General features: G+C 63.6%; 20 protein-coding genes. 10 read left to right on the forward strand and 10 right to left on the reverse strand.

Going from position 1 to position 19,628, the window contains the following annotated elements:
• Positions 1 to 26: 26 nt before the first annotated feature.
• The 6 genes from AC13C2_RS13230 to AC13C2_RS13255 all read right to left on the reverse strand — a co-directional run bounded on the left by AC13C2_RS13230 (position 27) and on the right by AC13C2_RS13255 (position 5,199).
• Positions 27 to 188, reverse strand: coding sequence for a hypothetical protein (locus tag AC13C2_RS13230; RefSeq protein ID WP_339640178.1), 162 nt, complete (start codon positions 186 to 188; stop codon positions 27 to 29).
• 38 nt (positions 189 to 226) lie between these two features.
• On the reverse strand, positions 227 to 1,294 hold the full coding sequence (locus tag AC13C2_RS13235) for a TRAP transporter substrate-binding protein (protein WP_092760394.1): 1,068 nt from the start codon (positions 1,292 to 1,294) through the stop codon (positions 227 to 229).
• Between the two features lie 29 nt (positions 1,295 to 1,323).
• Positions 1,324 to 2,616: a TRAP transporter large permease gene (locus AC13C2_RS13240; RefSeq protein ID WP_092760392.1), complete on the reverse strand. Its 1,293-nt coding sequence runs from the start codon at positions 2,614 to 2,616 to the stop codon at positions 1,324 to 1,326.
• The gene (locus AC13C2_RS13245) at positions 2,617 to 3,195 is read right to left on the reverse strand and encodes a TRAP transporter small permease (protein WP_092761231.1); all 579 of its coding nucleotides are present in this window, start codon (positions 3,193 to 3,195) and stop codon (positions 2,617 to 2,619) included.
• Between the two features lie 124 nt (positions 3,196 to 3,319).
• Positions 3,320 to 4,375 (reverse strand): ABC transporter ATP-binding protein, encoded by a 1,056-nt coding sequence (locus AC13C2_RS13250; protein ID WP_424337838.1) that lies wholly within the window; start codon positions 4,373 to 4,375, stop codon positions 3,320 to 3,322.
• A gap of 5 nt (positions 4,376 to 4,380) precedes the next feature.
• The gene (locus AC13C2_RS13255; protein ID WP_482887089.1) at positions 4,381 to 5,199 is read right to left on the reverse strand and encodes an IclR family transcriptional regulator; all 819 of its coding nucleotides are present in this window, start codon (positions 5,197 to 5,199) and stop codon (positions 4,381 to 4,383) included.
• A 119-nt stretch (positions 5,200 to 5,318) separates the two neighbouring features.
• On the opposite strand from AC13C2_RS13255, the gene AC13C2_RS13260 reads away from it, so the two are divergent.
• The 10 genes from AC13C2_RS13260 to AC13C2_RS13305 all read left to right on the forward strand — a co-directional run bounded on the left by AC13C2_RS13260 (position 5,319) and on the right by AC13C2_RS13305 (position 16,181).
• Positions 5,319 to 6,560, forward strand: a complete 1,242-nt coding sequence (locus AC13C2_RS13260; protein WP_175495774.1) for an ABC transporter substrate-binding protein — start codon at positions 5,319 to 5,321, stop codon at positions 6,558 to 6,560.
• A gap of 141 nt (positions 6,561 to 6,701) precedes the next feature.
• Positions 6,702 to 7,649 carry a carbohydrate ABC transporter permease gene (locus tag AC13C2_RS13265; protein ID WP_092760388.1) on the forward strand — a complete coding sequence of 316 codons (948 nt, stop codon included), beginning with the start codon at positions 6,702 to 6,704 and terminating at the stop codon, positions 7,647 to 7,649.
• Positions 7,622 to 8,026: an MmcQ/YjbR family DNA-binding protein gene (locus tag AC13C2_RS13270; protein WP_482887090.1), complete on the forward strand. Its 405-nt coding sequence runs from the start codon at positions 7,622 to 7,624 to the stop codon at positions 8,024 to 8,026. Before AC13C2_RS13265 ends, AC13C2_RS13270 begins: the two co-directional genes overlap by 28 nt.
• Positions 8,027 to 8,875, forward strand: a complete 849-nt coding sequence (locus AC13C2_RS13275) for a carbohydrate ABC transporter permease (protein WP_092760384.1) — start codon at positions 8,027 to 8,029, stop codon at positions 8,873 to 8,875.
• 158 nt (positions 8,876 to 9,033) lie between these two features.
• Positions 9,034 to 11,076 (forward strand): alpha-galactosidase, encoded by a 2,043-nt coding sequence (locus tag AC13C2_RS13280; protein ID WP_482887610.1) that lies wholly within the window; start codon positions 9,034 to 9,036, stop codon positions 11,074 to 11,076.
• 82 nt (positions 11,077 to 11,158) lie between these two features.
• Positions 11,159 to 11,929: an SDR family NAD(P)-dependent oxidoreductase gene (locus AC13C2_RS13285; RefSeq protein WP_339640187.1), complete on the forward strand. Its 771-nt coding sequence runs from the start codon at positions 11,159 to 11,161 to the stop codon at positions 11,927 to 11,929.
• A 1-nt stretch (position 11,930) separates the two neighbouring features.
• Positions 11,931 to 12,812 (forward strand): 2-dehydro-3-deoxygalactonokinase, encoded by an 882-nt coding sequence (locus AC13C2_RS13290; protein ID WP_482887091.1) that lies wholly within the window; start codon positions 11,931 to 11,933, stop codon positions 12,810 to 12,812.
• Positions 12,809 to 13,429 (forward strand): 2-dehydro-3-deoxy-6-phosphogalactonate aldolase, encoded by a 621-nt coding sequence (locus tag AC13C2_RS13295; protein ID WP_482887092.1) that lies wholly within the window; start codon positions 12,809 to 12,811, stop codon positions 13,427 to 13,429. The genes AC13C2_RS13290 and AC13C2_RS13295 overlap by 4 nt, the downstream gene beginning before the upstream one ends.
• Positions 13,426 to 14,289: an SMP-30/gluconolactonase/LRE family protein gene (locus AC13C2_RS13300; protein ID WP_482887093.1), complete on the forward strand. Its 864-nt coding sequence runs from the start codon at positions 13,426 to 13,428 to the stop codon at positions 14,287 to 14,289. The genes AC13C2_RS13295 and AC13C2_RS13300 overlap by 4 nt, the downstream gene beginning before the upstream one ends.
• Positions 14,286 to 16,181 carry a beta-galactosidase gene (locus tag AC13C2_RS13305; RefSeq protein WP_482887094.1) on the forward strand — a complete coding sequence of 632 codons (1,896 nt, stop codon included), beginning with the start codon at positions 14,286 to 14,288 and terminating at the stop codon, positions 16,179 to 16,181. The genes AC13C2_RS13300 and AC13C2_RS13305 overlap by 4 nt, the downstream gene beginning before the upstream one ends.
• Here the strand turns inward: AC13C2_RS13305 and AC13C2_RS13310 are convergent.
• The 4 genes from AC13C2_RS13310 to AC13C2_RS13325 form a co-directional block, all read right to left on the reverse strand.
• Positions 16,165 to 17,142, reverse strand: a complete 978-nt coding sequence (locus AC13C2_RS13310; protein WP_482887095.1) for a type I glyceraldehyde-3-phosphate dehydrogenase — start codon at positions 17,140 to 17,142, stop codon at positions 16,165 to 16,167. The genes AC13C2_RS13305 and AC13C2_RS13310 overlap by 17 nt on opposite strands.
• Positions 17,139 to 18,488, reverse strand: coding sequence for an aminotransferase class III-fold pyridoxal phosphate-dependent enzyme (locus AC13C2_RS13315; RefSeq protein WP_482887096.1), 1,350 nt, complete (start codon positions 18,486 to 18,488; stop codon positions 17,139 to 17,141). The genes AC13C2_RS13310 and AC13C2_RS13315 overlap by 4 nt, the downstream gene beginning before the upstream one ends.
• A gap of 249 nt (positions 18,489 to 18,737) precedes the next feature.
• Positions 18,738 to 19,088 (reverse strand): H-type lectin domain-containing protein, encoded by a 351-nt coding sequence (locus AC13C2_RS13320; RefSeq protein WP_092760366.1) that lies wholly within the window; start codon positions 19,086 to 19,088, stop codon positions 18,738 to 18,740.
• Between the two features lie 132 nt (positions 19,089 to 19,220).
• A complete protein-coding gene (locus AC13C2_RS13325; protein ID WP_092760364.1) occupies positions 19,221 to 19,625 on the reverse strand; it encodes a F0F1 ATP synthase subunit epsilon in 405 nt (134 codons plus the stop codon).
• Positions 19,626 to 19,628 lie beyond the last annotated feature (3 nt).

The raw sequence follows: 19,628 nt of genomic DNA on the forward strand, positions 1-19,628 counted from the left end.
TGGTCCGGAGCGGTTGGACAGCGGTATTAGGGAAAAGCGTCCATCTGATTTTGACCCGATTTGGCCGGGGTCGAAGAAGCCGACATTCCTGCAATCAAGGCATCCTGCGCGCTGAACTCGAAGCAGCCATCGCCGATCCAGGCCGCTTGCTCGCTCACCTGCACCACGAAGTGAAAAGGGCGATCCACTGATCGCCCCCTCGCAGTCCTGATCCGGTGCCTTCAAATCATTCCAGATCGCGCGCGCGACGGGCGCCGACGTTCTCCTCCGCCTCGGCGATTGCCGTGCGGAAGTTGGCCAGCATTTCCTCGCCGCCGTCCACGTTGCCCGCGAACCAGTCATAGACCGGGGCCGCCGCATCCTGGAAGGCCTGCTTCTGCTCGGGGCTGGGCACATAGAGATCGCCTCCACCGGCCACGAAATCCTCATAGGCCTGGATCGACTTGCGCTTGGGCGAGGCGAAGGTCGCCTGCTGCAACGCCGCAAATCCATCGACGACAACGCGCTTCATGTCGTCGTCCATCGCCTGGAACTTCTCGTTGTTCATCACCCAGATCGCCGCCATGTAGGCGTGCCCGTCCAGCGTCATGTATTGCAGCCCCGCATCCGGGAACTTCATACCCATGATGTCGGTGATGCCGTTCTTCGACCCTTCGACCACGCCGGTCTGCAGCGAAGTGAACAGCTCGGGCCACGGGATCGGCGTGGGCGAAGCACCCAGCGCGCGCACCAACTCCTGCGGCAGGTCGGCGACCACGGTGCGGATCTTCATGCCTTCCAGATCGGTGGGCATCTCGACCCGGCGCTGGGTATTGGCGAAGTTGCGCCAGCCGCCGGTGTTGCCCACCGTCATGATACGGATCGCGTCGCCCGAATCTTCCAGCGCCTTGGCCCGCAGCTGACTGGTCAGCGCGGTGTTGGTCAGCACTTCCTCGGCGATGCGGTCGTCGGACATCAGGTACGGCAGGTCAAAGATCTGCACATAGGGGAAGATGCCGGCCGCGCCGCCCGAAGTCGTCACGAAGACGTCGATGGACCCGTCGGCCACGCCCTGCAGGCATTCCGCGCCGTTCGAGCAAAGCTGCGTGCCGATGAACAATTCGACCGTGATGGCACCGTTCGACGCCGCCTCGACATAGTTCTTGAAGACGACCAGTCCGTCATAATCCTCGTCGTTTTCGTTGGAGTTGGCGGTTGCGCGGATGTTGATGGCGTGGGCATCGGCAAAGGCCACCGACGGCAGCGCGGTAATCGCGGCCAGCGCGCCCGCCTTGAATATGTTGATCAGTTTCATGAGGTCTCTCTCCCTTTTGGACCGGTTATTTATAAGAACCCGAAGAAGCGCGGCACTGCCAGAGATATGGCAGGCACATAGGTGATCAGGAAGATCACGAAGACTTCGACGGCCAGGAACGGCAGAATCGCGCGGGCGATGGTTTCCACCCGTTCGCCCGACACGGAACTGGCCACGAACAACACCAGCCCCATCGGGGGCGTCGCCAGCCCGACGGTCAGGTTGACCGACATGATGATGGCGAAATGCACCGGATCGACACCCAGCGACGTGAAGATCGGCCCCAGGATCGGGCCAAGGATGATGATCGCCGGACCCGCATCCAGAAACATGCCGACGATGAACAGCAACAGGTTGATCAGCAACAACAGGACCAGCGGGTTTTCCGACAGCGACAGGATGAGCGCGGCCAGCGCCTCGGGCGCGTGGGACAGGGACACGACCGTTTTGAACGCCATCGCCGCGCCGACCAGCAACAAGACCACCGACGACATGATCGCCGCCCGCGACAACACGTTCGGCAGATCGCGCCATGTCATTTCACGCAACAGGAACAGCGAGACGATGACGGCATAGGCAACGGCCACGGCGCTGGCCTCGGTCGGCGTGAAGGCTCCGCCCAGGATGCCGCCCAGAATGATCACCGGCGTCAGCAGCGGGAAGAAGGCCTTCAGGGACGCCTGTCCCTTTTCGCCCCATGTCGCGCGGCGCTTCAGGTCCGGGAAACCACCGGGGTTGCGGCGCGCCATGACATTGGTGACAACCATCAGTCCGACGCCGACCAGAACGCCGGGAACGATACCGGCAAGGAACAGCGCGGCGACCGATTGCTCCATCACATAGGCATAGATGATCATGATGCCCGATGGCGGAATGATCGGCCCGATGACCGAGGATGCGGCGGTCACGGCAGCGGCGAATTTGCGGGTATAGCCCTCCCTCTCCATCGCGGGGATCAGCATCGACCCCAGCGCGGATGTATCCGCCACCGCCGACCCGGACAGGCCCGCGAACAGCATCGACGACAGGATATTCACCTGTGCCAGACCGGCGCGGAAATGCCCGACCAGGGCCTGACTGAATTCGACCAGCCGCATGGTGATGCCGCCGCGGTTCATCATCTCGCCCGCCAGCAGGAAGAACGGGATCGCCATCAGGGGGAAGCTGTCCATGCCGTTATAGACGTTCCGATACAGAAGGACGAAATCCTTCTCCTGTCCGCTCAGCCACAAAAGGATGCCCGGCGCGGCCAGCAGGGCAAAAAACACCGGCAGGCCAATCATCAGCAGCACAAGAAACGCAGGCAGGAACCAGACCAGCATCTATTCGGCCCCTACCATTTCGGTCTCGGGGATGACCGGCAGATCGTCGTCCCTTCCGGCCAATGTGGCGATCTGCCGCAGGATCAGCTCCACCGTGACCGAGGTCAGCATTATGAACCCGACGAGCAGCGACGCCATCATCCAGCTGCGCGGCACCTTTTCCCAGCCATCGACGGTCGGATAATACAGCGACGAAGTTGCGAAACGGCCCGAAAAGCCCGTGACCTCGGACCACCCGATCCTGACGGCGAAGACCAGCACCAGAAGCGCCAGCAGCAACAGGATCAGGTTCAGCACCCCGCCGACAAAGCGCGGCAGGGCCAGTTGTATCATGTCGATGGCGACGAACCCGCCCCGGCGCAGCGCCGTCGGGGCCACGACCATCAACCACAGCATCAGAAAGCGCGCGGCTTCTTCCGGCCAGGGCAGCGGATTGTTCAGCACATAGCGCCAGAAGACCTGCACCAGTATGAACACGACCATCAACGCCATGCAGGCGATGCCGACCCAGCGGCCCACGGCCAGCGCACCGGCGTTGACCGCTCCCAGTGTGCGGATGATCGTCAGAAGTCCTCCCACGTGCCCTCCCATGCGACGTGTCCCTGCCATGACGGGCAAGCGTGACGCCCATGTGAACGCGCTGACGAGGCCTGCGTCAATCGCTCAGTCTCGGTTTTGTGTGTCCGCACATGGCCGCGTCTGCTCAGCGTATGCGCATTTCACTGTCCGCGTCGAAGACCATGATCCGCGATGGATCGATCGTCAGCCCGACCCGATCGCCTTCGTTCGATCGGATGTCGCCCCGTTCCTCGACGATGATCTTCTCGTCCGTGTCCGTCGTCATATAGGCGAAACTGACACCGCCCAGCGCTTCGGTCAGGTCGATGCCAAGGGTGTCTCCCGCAACCACGTTCAGATGTTCGGGACGCAGCCCGACGATCACGTCATGCCCCTCCGGCGGCAGTTTGACCTGCGGCGTCACCGAAGTTTTCAATCCCGGCACATCCACGGCGCCGCCCTTCACCGTGCCCTTCAGAAAGTTCATCGACGGCGAGCCGATGAACCCCGCGACGAAGCGGTTGTCGGGGTCGCGGTATAATTCCAGCGGCGCGCCGACCTGTTCGATCACGCCCGCACGCAGCACGACGATCTTGTCGGCCATCGTCATCGCCTCGACCTGGTCGTGGGTGACATAGATCATCGTGGCGCCGATTTCCTTGTGCAGGCGCGCGATCTCGACGCGCATCTCGACACGCAATTCCGCATCCAGGTTGGACAGCGGCTCGTCGAACAGGAACACCTCGGGCCCGCGCACGATGGCGCGCCCGATGGCGACGCGCTGGCGCTGACCGCCCGACAGGGCGGCGGGCTTGCGCTTGAGGTAATCGTCCAGCTTCAGAATGCGCGAGGCTTCGGCGACCTTGGACTTGATCTCGTCCTTCGGATGGCCGTTCATCTTCAGGCCGAAACCCATGTTCTCGCCCACGGTCATGTGCGGGTAGAGCGCGTAGGTCTGGAACACCATCGCCACGCCGCGCTGCGACGGGTCTTCGCGGGTCACGTCGCGCGGCCCGATCATGATCTGGCCTTCGGTCGTCTCCTCCAGCCCCGCGATCATCCGCAGCAGGGTGGACTTGCCGCAACCGGACGGCCCGACGAAGACGCAGAACTCGCCCTCGTTCACCGTCAGGTCGACCCCGTGGATCACCTGCACGTCGCCATAGCGCTTGACCACATCCGTTAATTCGACGCCTGCCATCCGATCTATCCCTCTGTCTGATCGGGGAAGCGCCAGTCGCGGACTTCCCCGGCAATTCTGTCCACCGCCTGCCGCAAGTGCGGCAGATGGCGTGTCAGATCTTCCAACGCGCCCCGGTCCGTCGACGATGTGACCGATACCGCGCCCAGAACGCGACCGCCCTGCGACAGGACCGGCATGGCGATGCAATGAATGCCCGGCTCATGCTCTTCACGGTCGAAGGCGTTCCCCTCAGAGCGAATCACATCCAGTTCGGCCCCCAGCGCATCGGCATCCGTCAGCGTATTGGGCGTGAACCGGTGCCAGCTTTGCTGGTTCAGCGCCGCATCTCGCTCGGCCTCGGGCAGAAATGCCAGCATCGCCTTGCCGACCCCCGTGCAATAGGCCGGGCCGATCTTGCCGGCTTCGGAATACATCGGCACCGGGCGGACCGCGTTGCGTTTGTCGACATACAGAACGTGGCCGCCGTCCAGTTGCGCCAGGTGCACCGTCTCGCCGACCGCGCGGCTCAGGCGATCCAGATGCGACCGCGCGATCGGGGCCAGACTCGACTGCGCCCAGGCCGCATGCGCCATCCGCACCAGCCGCAACCCCGGCACATAGGTGCCCCGTTCGGGGTCGAACCCCAGCATCCCCTGTTTGGTCAGGGTCTGCAGCAGACGGTACAGCGTTGCCTTGGGTAACGGTGACGCCTCCAACAGCTCCGTGAACCGGACCGGACGACCGAAGGCCGCCACGCGATCGAGAACGCCAAGGGCCTTGCCCACGGTCCCGTCGCTGCTGTCGCGACCTGTGACGGTGCTGGTGTCTGTCTGGATGTTCACGCCGCCGGACCTCCCTCCGCAAAGCTGTTGACAGCCTAGGCAGAACGCCGCACAGTTTTCAACATAAGAAACTTGGTTTCATTAAATGGAACCATCAGGACGCAATTCGGGAGGAATTCATGCGATCCATTCTGACGGCTCTTGCCGCTTCCACCATCATGACCGGCGTTGCTTTCGCCAACCCCCTGTCCGGCGATATGCGGATCGTATCCGACATGTCGAACCCTGCGCCCCGCGCGGTGATGGAGGGTCTTGTCGCCGACTTCGGCGAAATGCACCCCGACCTGAACATCGAACTGGAAGTCGTCGACCGCGACGGCTGGAAAGGTCAGATCCGCAATGCGCTGACCGCCAACCCGCCCGACGTCATCAACTGGTATGCCGCCAACCGCATGGGCCCCTATGTCAATGCCGGTCTGTTCGAAGACGTGTCGGACCTCTGGGGCGATATCGAGGGTCTGGACGCCGTCAAGGGCGCGCTGACCATCGACGACAAGCAATGGGGCGTGCCCTATACCTACTATAACTGGGGCCTCTATTACCGCGAGGATATCTTCGCCGAACTGGGTCTGGAAGAGCCGGAGACCTTCGAGCAGGAGATCGCGAACTGCCAGGTCATCATCGATTCGGGCCGCTCCTGCTATGCCATCGGCACCAAGTTCCTTTGGACCGCAGGCGGCTGGTTCGACTATATGAACATGCGGACCAACGGCTTCGACTTTCACATGCAACTGGCGCAGGGTGAGGTCGAATGGACCGATCAGCGCGTCCGCGATACCTTTGCCAACTGGCGCAAGCTGATCGACATGGGGGCCTTCCTGCCCGACCATCAGAACTACTCCTGGCAGGAGGCGCTGCCCTTCATGGTCAACGGCGAAGCCACTGCCTATCTGATCGGCAACTTTGCCGTGGCGCCGATGCGCGAAGCGGGCCTGACGGATGATCAGATCGACTTCTACCAGTTCCCGATCATCACGGAAGGCATTCCGCAGGGCGAGGATGCGCCGATCGACACGTTCCATATCCCTTCGGGGGCCTCGAACAAGGAAGCCGCGCGCGAATTCCTCAAGTTCGTGACCACCGCCGACGTCCAGACCAAGATCAATGCGGGCGATGCGCTGGGCCAGCTTCCGGTCAACGCGGCCTCCTCGGTCGATGACGACGAGTTCCTGAATCAGGGCTTCGAGATGCTGACCAACAATGCCAAGGGCGGCATCGCCCAGTTCTTCGACCGGGATTTCCCGGCGGAAATGGCGTCGGTCGGCATGGAAGGTCTGCAGGAGTTCATGGTGTTCCCCGACAACCTCGACGACATCCTGCAACGTCTGGAACAGGCCCGTCAGCGCATCTACGCGCAGTAAACGACGCAGGGCGGGGTTTCTGCCCCGCCTCTTGCACCCACCTCTCGCAGGGTGGGTGCATCCCACCAGCCGACGTATCCGCAAGCTGACAGGCTTCCGAATGTGCCGCAGACACCACGCCCCTGACCCGGAGGCATCCATATGACCAACGCTCCCGTCGTCCCCGACCTCCACCCCCCGGCGGCAAAGCGTGGCTGGTACAAGCGCAACGAGATCGCGATCACCCCGTGGCTGTTCCTGCTGCCGGGCATCCTGTTCTTCTCGGCCTATGTCATCATTCCGATCTTCCAGTCCTTTCAGGTCAGTCTCTATCGCTGGGACGGTCTGGGCGACCTGTCCGAACAGGGGCAGTTCATCGGCCTCGGCAACTACCGAGAGCTGGCGACCGACCGGAACTTCGAGATCAGCCTGTGGAACAACGTCCGCTGGCTGTTCCTCTATCTTCTGGCGATCCCGATGGGCCTCGCCATCGCGCTGTTCCTGAACCAGACCGTGACCGGCATCCGCCTATACAAATCGCTGTTCTTCTTCCCTTTCGTGATCAGCCAGGTCGTCGTCGGCCTCGTGTTCTCGTGGTTCTATCTGCCCAACGACGGCCTTCTGGCGGTCATGCTCGGCTGGATCGGCATTGAAGGCGTCAACATCCTCGGCAGCCCGGAGACGGCGACCTACGGCATCATTGCTGCGGGTCTCTGGCCGCAGACGGCATATTGCATGATCCTCTACCTCACCGGCCTCAACGCCATGGACCCCGAACAGATCGAGGCGGCCCGGCTGGACGGCGCGAAACGCTGGAAGATGCTGTGGTACATCATCATTCCGCAACTCAAGCCCGCCACCTTCATCGCCTTCGTCGTCACCATCATCGGCGCGCTGCGATCCTTCGACCTGATCTCGATCATGACCAACGGCGGCCCCTTCGGATCGACCCGCGTGCTGTCGTTCTACATGTTCGAGAAAGCCCTCGCCGAATTCGGCTTCCGCATGGGTTATGGCGCCGCCATCGCAGTTATCCTGTTCCTGATCATGCTGGTGTTCATCAGCTACTTCCTCTGGAGCATGTGGAAAGACGAAAGGGCCGCGCGATGACCCGCGCCCAGTTCGACACCCTCTGCGCCGCCCACCCCGGTGCCGTCCTGTCCGGTCCCGGCGAACTCGACGCGTGGAAGATCGGCGGCAAGATGTTCGCCTGCTTCGGGCACACCGATCAGCGTGCGACCAACGACGACCACGCCGTCGTGCGCTGCGCCGACACCGAAATGGCCCGGATGCTGATCGAGACGGGGGCCGCAGGCAAACCGGCCTACTTCCGCGGCGCGTGGGTCCGCCTCGACCTCGCGTCGCTGGACGAAAGCGAAGCCGCCCACCGCATCGCCGTCAGCTATGACACGATCCGCGCGGGCCTGACCAAGAAGATGCAGGCCACCCTGCCCGCAGCCGCCCGCCGCGACCTGGAGGCTCTGTAAATGTTCCCGACCCCGATCCAGAAATCCTCGCGCCAGTGGCAACTGACCTATCAGGCGCTGCTGCCCTTTGCGCTCATTCTGTGGCTGCTGCCGCTGATCGCCGTGATGCTGTTCTCGATCAAGCCCGACAGCGATTTCACCAACGGCAATTACTGGGGCGTCCCCGGCTCGTTCGACCTGTTCGAAAACTACGGCAAGGTTTTCTTCGACAGCGACATGCCGCGATATCTGTGGAATTCGCTGCTGATCACCGTGCCAACCGTCATCGGCACCATCGCCCTTTCCAGCATGACCGGCTTCGCGCTGGGCATCTACCGCTTCAAGGGCAACCTGTTCCTGTTCTTCCTGTTCATCGCGGGTAACTTCGTGCCCTTCCAGATCCTGATGGTACCGGTCCGCGACTTTACCATCGACCTCGGCCTCTATGACACCAAGACCGGGCTGATCCTGTTTCACATCGCCTTCCAGACCGGGTTCTGCACGCTCTTCATGCGCAACTTCATCCGCGCCCTGCCGTTTCCCCTGATCGAGGCAGCACGCGTCGAAGGCGTGTCGGAGTGGCGCATCTTCTGGTATGTCGTCATGCCGCTGATGAAGCCCGCCGTCGCCGCCCTCGCCGTCCTGATCTTCACCTTCATCTGGAATGACTACTTCTGGGCCATCGTCCTGACCCAGGGCCCCGACAGCCAGCCGGTCACGGCGGGCATCACCGCCTTCAACAGCCAGTTCCGCGCCGCCTATCATCTGATGAGCGCGGGCAGCATCGTCGCGGCCCTGCCGCCGGTGGCGATGTTCTTCCTGATGCAGAAACACTTCGTCGCGGGCCTCACGCTGGGCGCCGTCAAGTAACACCGACCGACCCGAGACTGCCCATGTCCCCTGATACTTTTTCTGACGCATTGCCTGCGTCGGCACTTCCCCTTGGTGCGTCCGCGCCCGAACCCGCCGAACCGGTCCGCACGTGGCGCATCGACGACCACGACCCGGAAACCGGTGCGCGTCAGACGATGGCCTTCGCCGCCGAAGGCGACCGGCTGCCGCAAGTCATCTACTGGGGACCGCCCCTGCCATCCGACGCGCCGCTTGAAACCCTCGCGCGGGCCGACCAGATCGACATCACCGGCGGTATGCTGGATGCGAACCCCGACCTGTCGCTCTGCCCCGAAGCGTCGCGGAGCTTCCCCGGCCAGCCCGGCATGATCCTGCGCGGCCACGATGGATCGCCCCTGCTGCCGCGCTTTACCTTTGCGTCCGACGATACCTCCGACGGCCTCACGCTCATCTACTCCGACGACGCCAACGGCCTGACGCTGACCTTCCGCTTCGTGCCCGACTCCTCGACCCGGATCATCACCTGCAAGACGATCCTCGAGGCCAGGAAGTCCATCCATCTGCACTGGCTGGCAGGCCCGGTCCTGCCTGCCCCGCAGCAATCATCGGAGATGATAGACGTCTCGGGCCGCTGGTGCGGCGAGTTCCAACTCAACCGCACCGCATGGTCCCCCGGCATGCGCTACCGCGAAAACCGCACCGGCCGTACCGGCCACGAACATTTTCCCGGCCTGCTGATCCCGTGTTTCGGTGCGACCAACACGCAGGGCGAGGCCTACGGCTTCCACTACGGCTGGTCCGGCGGTCACAGGATGATTGCCGAGGAGTTGCCCGACGGACGCCGCCAGATCCAATGGGGCCACGCCGCCCGGATGGAGACCCACGCCGGGAAGCGCTTCGAATCCGCCAGCCTCTACGTCACCTATTCCCAGACCGGCCTGAACGGCTGCGCGGTGTCGTTCCAGCGCCACCTGCGCGATCGCATCGTCACATGGCCCCGGCCCGCCACACCACGCCCGGTGCACTACAACTGCTGGGAAGCGATCTATTTCGACCACAAGCTGCCGATCCTGAAGGACATTGCCACCCGCGCCGCCAAACTGGGCGCGGAACGCTTTGTCCTCGACGACGGCTGGTTCGGCAACCGCGACGACGACACCCGCAGCCTGTCGGACTGGACGGTCGACCCGCGCAAATACCCCGATGGCCTCGGTCCGCTGATCGACCATGTGCAATCCGAGGGCATGACCTTCGGCATCTGGTTCGAGCCGGAGATGATCAACCCGGACAGCGACATCCACCGCGCCCACCCCGACTGGGCGCTCGGGTCAGAGGATCAGACCCTGGGCCGCCAGCAGAAGGCCCTGAACATGGCCCTGCCCGAGGTCCGCGACTTCATCTACGACCGCATGGCCGCGATCCTGTCGCAACACGACATCGACTACATCAAATGGGACCACAACCGCGTCCTGCCGATGCCCGACGCAGATCAGACGCGCGGCAGCTATGCCCTGATCGATCGTCTGCGCGCCGACTTTCCGCAGGTCGAGATCGAAAGCTGCGCCTCCGGTGGCGGCCGCATCGACTTCGGCATCCTGAAACGTACGCAGCGGATCTGGCTGTCGGACAGCAACGATGCTCTGGAGCGGATGCGCATCCAGCACGACGCCGCCCTGTTCCTGCCGATGGCCGTCAGTGGCAGCCACGTCGGCCCGCGCCGCTGCCACACGAGCGGCAGGACCCTCGACATTTCGGTCCGCGCCTGGGTCGCCGCCCAGCGTCACATGGGGTTCGAGATGGATCCCCGCGAACTGGACGACCGGGAAACCGCCGTCCTGACCGAGGTCACCGCATGGTGGAAGCGCAATCGCGACTGGATGCTGGACGCCGATATCCTGCGCCTCGACAGCCCGGACCCGACCGTTCTGGCCGAACAGCAGATGCCCCGCGACGGCCACCGCTTCGTCGTCTTCGCGGGCAAGGCAGGAACCTCCGCCCAGATCGCGCCCCGTCCCCTGCGCCTGACCGCGCTGGACCCGGACGCCCGCTACCGCGTCGAACTCATCAACCGCGCCAATGCCCCGGCCCTGTCGCGCGGCACCCCGATCCTCAAGAACGACGAGATCGAGGTGTCGGGCGCATGGCTGATGCATCACGGCATTGTCCTGCCCTGGAACTTCCCGGACACGATGTGGGTCATCGAAGGGCATCGGTTGTGACGGGCAGAGGCGCACATGGGTATGACCCATGTAATACCTTCGTATGCACCGTCGTAATATACCAAATGACAGGGATGAATTCATGACCCAGACAGCCACATATCCCGACCTGAACGGCGCCTCCGTCTTCATAACCGGGGGCGGATCCGGCATCGGCGCGGACCTGACCGAAGGCTTCCTGCGACAGGGCGCAAAGGTCGCCTTTATCGGACGGTCCGATGCGTCCGGGTTTGTCGAGAAGGTTGCGCAAGCTACGGGCAACAAACCGCTTTTCATTCAGGGCGACATTACCGACGTCGCCGCCCTGCGCGCCGCAATCGACACCGCCGCCGCCGCCCACGGCCCGATTACGCGGCTTGTCAACAACGCCGCCAACGACAAGCGTCACACCACTGAGCAGGTCGACGAGGACTTCTGGGACTGGTCGGTGGCGATCAACCTAAAAGCCTATTTCTTTGCCTGCCAGCATGCGATTTCATACATGAAATCAGTTGGCTACGGACACATCGTCAACTTTTCCTCGGTCTCCTACATGATGGGCAACGCCGGCTATCCGATCTACACCGCCGCAAACGCCGGCATCACAGGCATGACGCGATCCCTCGCGCGGGAATTCGGCCCTGACCGCATCCGCGTCAACGCCCTCGCCCCCGGCTGGGTCCTGACGCAGAAGCAGCTGGACCTCTGGGCCGATCCAGACAGCCTCGCCGCGCATCTGGAGCGACAGTGCCTCAAGGACTACCTGAAACCGGAGGACATTGTTAACCCTACGCTTTTTCTGTCCTCCGACGCGTCCCGCATGATGACGGGGCAGGCCATGGTCGTGGACGGCGGCGTCGTGGTAACAGGCTGATATGACCCGTTGGATCGCCGTTGACTGGGGCACGACCGCCCTTCGTATCACTCTCATGTCGGGCGACCGCCCGCTGGACACGCGCGCCAGCGGCGATGGCATGAATGCCTTGACCCGCGAGGCGTTCGAGCCGACGTTTATTTCCCTCGCGGACGATTGGATCGAAGGAAACATTCAGGTTTTCATCTGCGGCATGGCCGGTGCGCGACAGGGCTGGGCCGAAGCTGCCTACCGCACCGTTCCCTGCTCGCCACTGGATGGCGGATTGCTGCGGGTCGAGACCACCGACCCCCGTCTCGACGTTCGCATCGTGCCGGGTGTCCGGCAGGTGTCGCCGCACCCCGACGTCATGCGCGGGGAAGAGACTCAGATTGCAGGAATTTTACGCAATATCAGTGACCTGGACGGCGTCGCCTGCCTGCCTGGCACGCATACGAAATGGGCCCACATCAGCGCCGGAGAAATCGTCAGCTTCCGTACCGTGATGACCGGCGAACTCTTCGCAACCATTTCCAATCATTCTGTTTTACGTCATTCTCTGACGGGCCACGGCTGGGACGAAGACACCTTTCTCTCCGCCGTCTCCGATACCCTGTCCCGCCCCGAACATCTGACCGCCCGTCTGTTCGAATTGCGTGCAGCCGACCTGTTGCATGGGCAGGACGCCGCCATCGGGCGCTCCATCCTGTCAGGCCTCTTGATCGGATCGGAACTGGCAGCCACCAAACCATGGTGGCTGGGGCGCGACGTTGTGCTGACCGGATCGCCCAAGACCACTCGAGCTTATGAATGCGCCCTGAAATCCCAAGGGCTTACCCCTCGTATCCTGCCCGCCGACGAGATGACGCTCGCCGGTCTGACCGCCGCCAAGGAGCATCCATGACACGTCCCCTGATTGCCATCCTGCGCGGCATCACGCCCGATGACGCAATTGCCGCCTGCGCTGCCCTGATCGACGCCGGGATCACCATGATCGAGGTACCGCTGAATTCCCCCGAACCGCTGTCGTCCATCGCGGCCATGGCCGATGCCCATGGCGACCGCGCCCTGATCGGTGCGGGGACCGTGCTGACCCCGGCCGAGGTACAATCCGTCGCGGAAGCCGGGGGCAAGCTGATCGTGTCACCCAACGCCGATCCCGAAGTCATCGCAGCAACCCGCGCTGCCGATCTGCAAAGCTGGCCCGGCATCTTCACCCCGACCGAGGCCTTCGCGGCCCTCAAATCCGGTGCGACCGGGCTGAAGCTGTTTCCCGGTGCCATGGCCGGACCGTCGGGCCTTATGGCGATGCGCGCTGTTTTGCCCGCCGGAACAAAGGTTTATGCCGTCGGGGGCGCGGGGCCTGAAAATTTCGCAGAATGGCTGGGCGCCGGGGCAGACGGATTCGGTCTTGGCACCGCTTGCTATGTTCCGGGCCTGCCCATCGAGGATATCGCCAGCCGCGCGCATCGCATCGTGGCCGCCTATGACAAAGCCGCCGGGGCTGGCGTCCTGGTATGACCCCTGTTCGCATCCACGATGATCGCGTCTGTACCCTGGGCGAAGGGCCGCTCTGGCACCCGGAGCGCAATCAATTGTTCTGGTTTGATATTCTGGAAAATAGACTGCTGTCGCGCGACGACGGCACACCGCTCGACTGGACATGGGACGAAACCGTCTCCGCCGCCGGTTGGATAGACCGCGACACGTTGATGGTGGCGGGAGAATCCGCGCTATGGCAGTTCGACATCGCATCGGGCGACCGCAAAAAGATCGTACCGCTGGAAGCCGACCGCCCCGACACGCGATCCAACGATGGCCGCGCCGATCCTCTGGGGGGCTTCTGGATCGGCACGATGGGCCGGAATGCCGAACCGGGCGCGGGCGCGATCTATCGCTATTTCCGGGGCGAGGTTCGCAAGATCTACCAGGACGTGACAATCCCCAATTCGATCTGCTTCTCGCCCGATGGCGACACCGCTTATTTCGCCGACACGGCCAAGGGCGCGGTCTGGAAACAGCACATCGACCGCGCCGGATGGCCGTCGGGCAAGCCGGAGATATTTATTGATTTCTCGGGCGTGGGCATCGTCCCCGACGGCGCGGTCTGCGATGCGCAGGGCAACGTCTGGATCGCACAATGGGGCGGCTGGCGGGTAGCCTGCCACGGACCCGACGGGCGGTTCCGCATGGCGCTGTCGTGTGGCGCGGCCCATACAACATGCCCCGCGTTCGGTGGCGACAATCTGCGCCAGATGTTCGTCACCTCGGCTACAACGGGGTTGGAGGACGGCGCACTGGACCATCAACCCGGTGGTGGCTGCACATGGGTCGCCGACGTGCCCGTCAAGGGCTTGCCCGAGCATAGGGTGATCTTGTGAAACGCACGCTCGGCACTTGCTACTACCCGGAACACTGGCCCCGGACGCAATGGCCCGATGACGCCCGTCGGATGGCCGATCTGGGCCTGACGTGGGTGCGGATCGGAGAGTTCGCCTGGAGCCTGCTGGAGCCTTCGTTCGGCGATTACCGCTGGGATTGGCTGGACCGCGCCGTGGACGTGCTGACCGATGCCGGGCTGTCCGTTGTGCTGGGCACGCCTTCTGCCACGCCGCCCCGCTGGATGCTGGACCGACACCCCGACATGCTGGCCCATGATATCGAAGGGCGACCGCGCGGTTTCGGGTCGCGGCGGCATTATTGCTTCAGCCATGACGGCTACCGGGACGATGCGGCGCGGATGGCCGGACAGATGGCCGAACGCTATGGCGACCGGATCGCGGCCTGGCAGATCGACAATGAATACGGGTGCCATGATACGACAGTCAGTTATTCGCCTGCCGCGCGCGACGCTTTTCGCATATGGCTGAAAGACAGGTACGGGACCGTCCGGAACCTGAATGACGCATGGGGCAACATATTCTGGTCCATGCACTACGACAGCTTTGATCAGATCGGCCTTCCCAACCTGACCGTGACCGAACCGAATCCGGCGCACGCGCTGGCCTTCCGCCGCTTCAGCAGCGATCAGGTCATTCGCTGGAACGCCGCTCAGGCCGACGCCATCCGCGCCCATTCCGATGCGCCGGTTTCGCACAACTACATGGGGCGCGTGACTGACTTCGATCATTTCGAAACGGGTCGTCAGATGGAAATCGCGACCTGGGACAGCTATCCTCTCGGCTTCCTGCTGGACCGCGTGCCAGGCGGTGACACGGCCGCCTTTCTGCGCCAGGGCGACCCGGATTTTCAGGCGTTTCACCACGATCTCTATCGCAGCGTGGGAACTGGCCGCTGGTGGATCATGGAACAGCAGCCCGGTCCGGTGAACTGGGCGCCGTGGAACCCGGCACCCCTGCCCGGCATGGTGCGCCTGTGGTCGTGGGAGGCATTCGCCCATGGCGCAGAGGCAGTCTGCTGGTTCCGCTGGCGACAGTTTCCCCAGGCACAGGAGCAGCAACACGCCGGTCTTCTGCGTCCCGATAGCAGCGAAGCGCCCGGCTTTGCCGAGGCCGCTCAGGTCGCTCGCGAACTGGCCGATGCGCCCGACGTGGTGCCAGCGCAGGCCCCGGTCGCGCTGATCTTCGACTATGTTTCGCAATGGGCGTGGGAGGTGCAGCCGCAGGGTGTGGGCTTCGATCACTTCACCTTGTGTTTCGAGATGTATCGCGCGCTGCGGTCGCTGGGTCTGTCCGTCGATATATTACCGCCTGATACGGCCAGTCTGGACGGCTATGCCCTGACTTTGGTGCCGGGGTTATTGACGATCGGCGATCCCCTGCGCGCCGCAATCGACGCCGCCGAGGGCCTGGTGGTGACCGGGCCGCGCACCGATCTCAAAACGCCGGAGCTGGCAATACCGGTGCCGATGGGGCCCGATCTTCCGGGCTTGGCGGCGACGTCGACCATGGAGGAGACGTTTCCGCCCTTCGCGGAACGCCACCTGTGGAACGGCGGCAAGGTGACGCTCTGGCTTGAACATTTGGAAACCTCGGCGCAGGTCGTGGAGGCGACGACCGATGGGGTCCCGGTTCTGATCCGCAGCGGAAAACGCCTGCATCTGGCGGGTTGGCCCGACCTGTCTGCGGCCCGGCGTATCCTGCGGGATCTGGCGCATGAGGCCGGGCTGGACGTGCGCGACCTGCCGGACGGGTTGCGGATACGGGATACCGGAAACGAACGCTTCGTCTTCAACTACGCCGCCGAACCGCGCAGTTTCGATGACCACGATCTTGCGCCCGCTGGGGTGCTGCGTCTTACCCGTCCATCCTGAGGCCAAGTTCCAGCATCCGGTTCGCGAAGCCCCATTCGTTGTCATACCAGCCGAAGACCCGGACCAGACCGCCTTCGGCCACGCGCGTCTCGCCGCTGGCGTGAATGAAGCTCTCGGACCGGCCGCGCAGGTCCGAGGACACGAGCGGTTCGTCCTCGACACCGATAACGCCGCCCGCAGCCCGCAGCGCGCCGTTCACCTGATCCACCGTCGCAGGATGTCCCGGCAGAAACGAAAGATCCACGGCGGACACGCTGGCCACCGGCACACGCACCGACTGGCAGGGCACGCGCCCGGCCAGATGCGGCAGAACCTGATCGACCAGACGCCCGGCGCTGGTCGTTGTCGGCACCATCGAGAGCGCTGCGGCGCGGGATCGGGCCAGCGGACCACCCAGCGCCATGTCCACCGTCGGCTGGCTGCCGGTGTAGCAGTGGATTGTCGTCATCGACCCGGCCACCACACCGAACCTCGCGTCCAGAACGGCAAGCAGCGGGGCGACCGCGTTGGTGGTGCAGCTGGCGTTCGAGACGATGCGGTGGGCGAGGTCCAGCATCGCATCGTTCGCCCCCAGCACGATCGTCGCGTCGGCGACAGCCGAAGGCCCGGACATCAGCACCTTGCCCGCCCCGGCCAGCAATCCACGCTCGACTTCGGGGCGGGTGTCGGCGTGGCCGGTGCATTCCATCACCAGATCGACGCCGCCAAGCGACAGCGTTCGCAGGTCCGGTGTGCGGTGAAACGGGATCGCGTGACCGTCGATGACCAGTGCACCGTCCTGCGTTTCGACCGTGCCGTGCCAAGGACCGAAAACGCTGTCGTATCTGAACAGATACGCACAGGTATCCAGCGGCGCGATGTCGTTGATGCCGACCACTTCAATGCCCGTGCCGGCGCCCTTCAGATGCGCGCGCAGAATCGACCGTCCGATCCGTCCGAAGCCGTTGATGAAGACCTTCACGCCGCGCCGACCGCGCCCAGCCCTTCATCCAGCGCGCAAACGATGCGGTCGCAGTCCGCATCCGTCAGGATCAGGGGCGGCGACATGACAAGGTTCGTGCCCGACCAGCGGACCATGGCACCCGCCTTGTAGGTCGCCTCGAAAATGCGTCCGGCCCGGGCCGGATCCATCGTTTTGGCCTGCCGGTCGGACACGATCTCCAAAGCGCACATCAGACCTTCGCCCCTTACATCGCCGATAGCGTCATGCCGGGTCGCGAGATCCTGCAACCCGGCTTTCAACCGCGCGCCCTGATAGGCCGCCTTGTCCCAGAGCGTCAGACGCTCGGTCTCGTCGAGACAGGCAAGGGCAGCGGCGCAGCCGACGGGGTGGCCGGAGTAGGTATATCCGGTGCCGATCATCGCGCCGCCGTCGCCTTCGAAGACTTCGGCCAGCCGGTCGTTGGCCATGACCGCCCCCATCGGAAAATACCCCGATGTCATCGCCTTGGCCAGACACATCAGATCGGGTTTCACGCCCCAATGCCGCGCGCCGGAGACATCGCCCGTGCGCCCGAAACCGGTGATGACCTCGTCCGCGATCAGCAACACGCCGTGGCGGTCGCATATATCGCGCACGCCCGGCATGAACGACGGATGCGGTGCAATCACGCCACCCGCACCCAGCACCGGTTCCATGATGAAGGCCGCCACAGTCGATGGCACCTGCATCTCGATCTCGGCCTCCAGCGCACTCAGGCAAAGGGCCGCCAGCCGTTCGGGGTCGCTCTCGTCGAAGGGATTGCGATAGGCATAGGGCGCGGGGACATGGAAACAGCCGGGCAGCAGCGGCTCGTAGGGTTCGCGGAAGGCAGGGTTGCCGTTTACCGATGCGCCCCCCCAATGCGTGCCGTGATACCCTTTGCGCAGCGCGATGAACTTCGTCCGCGACGCCTCGCCCCGCAGACGATGATATTGCCGCGCCAGTTTCAGCGCCGTATCGACGCTGTCGGACCCGCCCGAGGTGAAGAAGGCGCGCGTCATGCCGTCGGGGCCGAACATTCCGGCCAGCCTGACCGAAAGCTCGATCGCCGCGTCGTTTGTCGTGCCTTTGAAGGCCGAATAATATGGCAACCGCGTCAGTTGGGCGGCGATGGCGTCCTTGATCGGCTGGCACGAATAGCCAAGGTTCACATTCCATAGCCCGCCAACCGCGTCGATTGTCGTATGCCCCTCCAGATCGGTGATCGACACACCGTCGGCCCCGATGATGATTTTAGGCGGGTTGGCCTGCATCTCGCCGGGATGGGCCATCGGATGCCACAGGTGGCGGGCGTTCATCCCGGTCAGGAAGTTATTATCGCGCATATGTGGTCTCCCGATTTCCATGGCCTCCGGCCGGTGTCACTGTCGACCGGTGCTACTGTCGAAGTTCTAAACCCTTCGACTTCCGTCCTGCACCATTCACTGCCTGTTGCAAGCTGTGACGCATCGGTTCTGTGCCGATCCGCGCAAATTCAAACATCAATCCTGGAGAAACCGATCTTTTCGGGCCATCGTCCCCGTTCTGCGCATGCAGGGGGCATCTGACGGGGATTCCCTAACGCACTATCGGTTTCAATATACGTCCCATTCGTCTTCCGCCCGAACCTCGCCGATTGCGGTCCAGTCAGCGCGGACGCGCGCGACGCGGGTATCCCCCCAGGTTCGAAAAATCAGGTCAAAGCCGGTCGGGCTGACATTGCCATGGGTCAGATCTGCGCGCTGGTTCGAACCTTCGTCCATGTCGAACATCGCAAGGCCGGTCAGAATGGCGGGCACTGATTTGAACGACTCGTCGAAGTCGATCCGAACACGCGCCTCGCGCGGACCGGTCCCCGTCCACATGGCACCGCCGTCCTCGAAATCCGAGAACATGACACGGCTGCCCTGCTGGACGCCGATCAGATGGTTGGCCAGTCTTCGCATGCTTTCGTACCCGTCCGGCCCGTTCGGGCCGAGTCCAGACTTACCGGCAAAGATGCAGAAATCACGCCCAAAAAAGCAAAGACCCCGGAAATATTCCGGGGTCTGCCGTATTTCCTATCACCGACAGGGCGATCAAAGATTAGCTTGTTTCGAGTCCAGCCCGATATGGCCACCCATCGCCACCATGTCCGCCAGCAGCTTGGCCGCAGAGTCGACGAAGTCGGGGGCAGCTTCCTTGTGGGCGACATGTGCTTCGGCAACCCAGTCGTCGTAGACCTTCTGCGTCACATCAGACACGTGAAGCGCGCGTTCGGCCAGCACGGTGACGCCCGCACCGATTTCGGCAAAGCCACCGGTCACGGCATAGGAGTCTTCGCCACTCGATGTCTCGATCGTCAGGATACCGGGGCGAAGCGACGTAATGGTCGGCGCGTGGTCAGCCATTGCGGTCATGTCCCCGTCGGCGCCGGGGATGCGAACGGCATTGACGTCTTTCGACGCCAGCCGCCGCTCGGGTGAGACGAGTTCGAACTGCATGGT

The organism is Jannaschia sp. L-14R, from assembly GCF_056857695.1.

Excerpts from the sequence above, each read along its gene's own strand:
- AC13C2_RS13235 (WP_092760394.1), bottom strand. The coding sequence starts at position 1,294 with ATGAAACTGATCAACATATTCAAGGCGGGCGCGCTGGCCGCGATTACC.
- AC13C2_RS13240 (WP_092760392.1), bottom strand. The coding sequence starts at position 2,616 with ATGCTGGTCTGGTTCCTGCCTGCGTTTCTTGTGCTGCTGATGATTGGC.
- AC13C2_RS13250 (WP_424337838.1), bottom strand. The coding sequence starts at position 4,375 with ATGGCAGGCGTCGAATTAACGGATGTGGTCAAGCGCTATGGCGACGTG.
- AC13C2_RS13260 (WP_175495774.1), top strand. The coding sequence starts at position 5,319 with ATGCGATCCATTCTGACGGCTCTTGCCGCTTCCACCATCATGACCGGC.
- AC13C2_RS13265 (WP_092760388.1), top strand. The coding sequence starts at position 6,702 with ATGACCAACGCTCCCGTCGTCCCCGACCTCCACCCCCCGGCGGCAAAG.
- AC13C2_RS13275 (WP_092760384.1), top strand. The coding sequence starts at position 8,027 with ATGTTCCCGACCCCGATCCAGAAATCCTCGCGCCAGTGGCAACTGACC.
- AC13C2_RS13280 (WP_482887610.1), top strand. The coding sequence starts at position 9,034 with ATGGCCTTCGCCGCCGAAGGCGACCGGCTGCCGCAAGTCATCTACTGG.
- AC13C2_RS13285 (WP_339640187.1), top strand. The coding sequence starts at position 11,159 with ATGACCCAGACAGCCACATATCCCGACCTGAACGGCGCCTCCGTCTTC.
- AC13C2_RS13290 (WP_482887091.1), top strand. The coding sequence starts at position 11,931 with ATGACCCGTTGGATCGCCGTTGACTGGGGCACGACCGCCCTTCGTATC.
- AC13C2_RS13295 (WP_482887092.1), top strand. The coding sequence starts at position 12,809 with ATGACACGTCCCCTGATTGCCATCCTGCGCGGCATCACGCCCGATGAC.
- AC13C2_RS13300 (WP_482887093.1), top strand. The coding sequence starts at position 13,426 with ATGACCCCTGTTCGCATCCACGATGATCGCGTCTGTACCCTGGGCGAA.
- AC13C2_RS13315 (WP_482887096.1), bottom strand. The coding sequence starts at position 18,488 with ATGCGCGATAATAACTTCCTGACCGGGATGAACGCCCGCCACCTGTGG.
- AC13C2_RS13320 (WP_092760366.1), bottom strand. The coding sequence starts at position 19,088 with ATGCGAAGACTGGCCAACCATCTGATCGGCGTCCAGCAGGGCAGCCGT.
- AC13C2_RS13325 (WP_092760364.1), bottom strand. The coding sequence starts at position 19,625 with ATGCAGTTCGAACTCGTCTCACCCGAGCGGCGGCTGGCGTCGAAAGAC.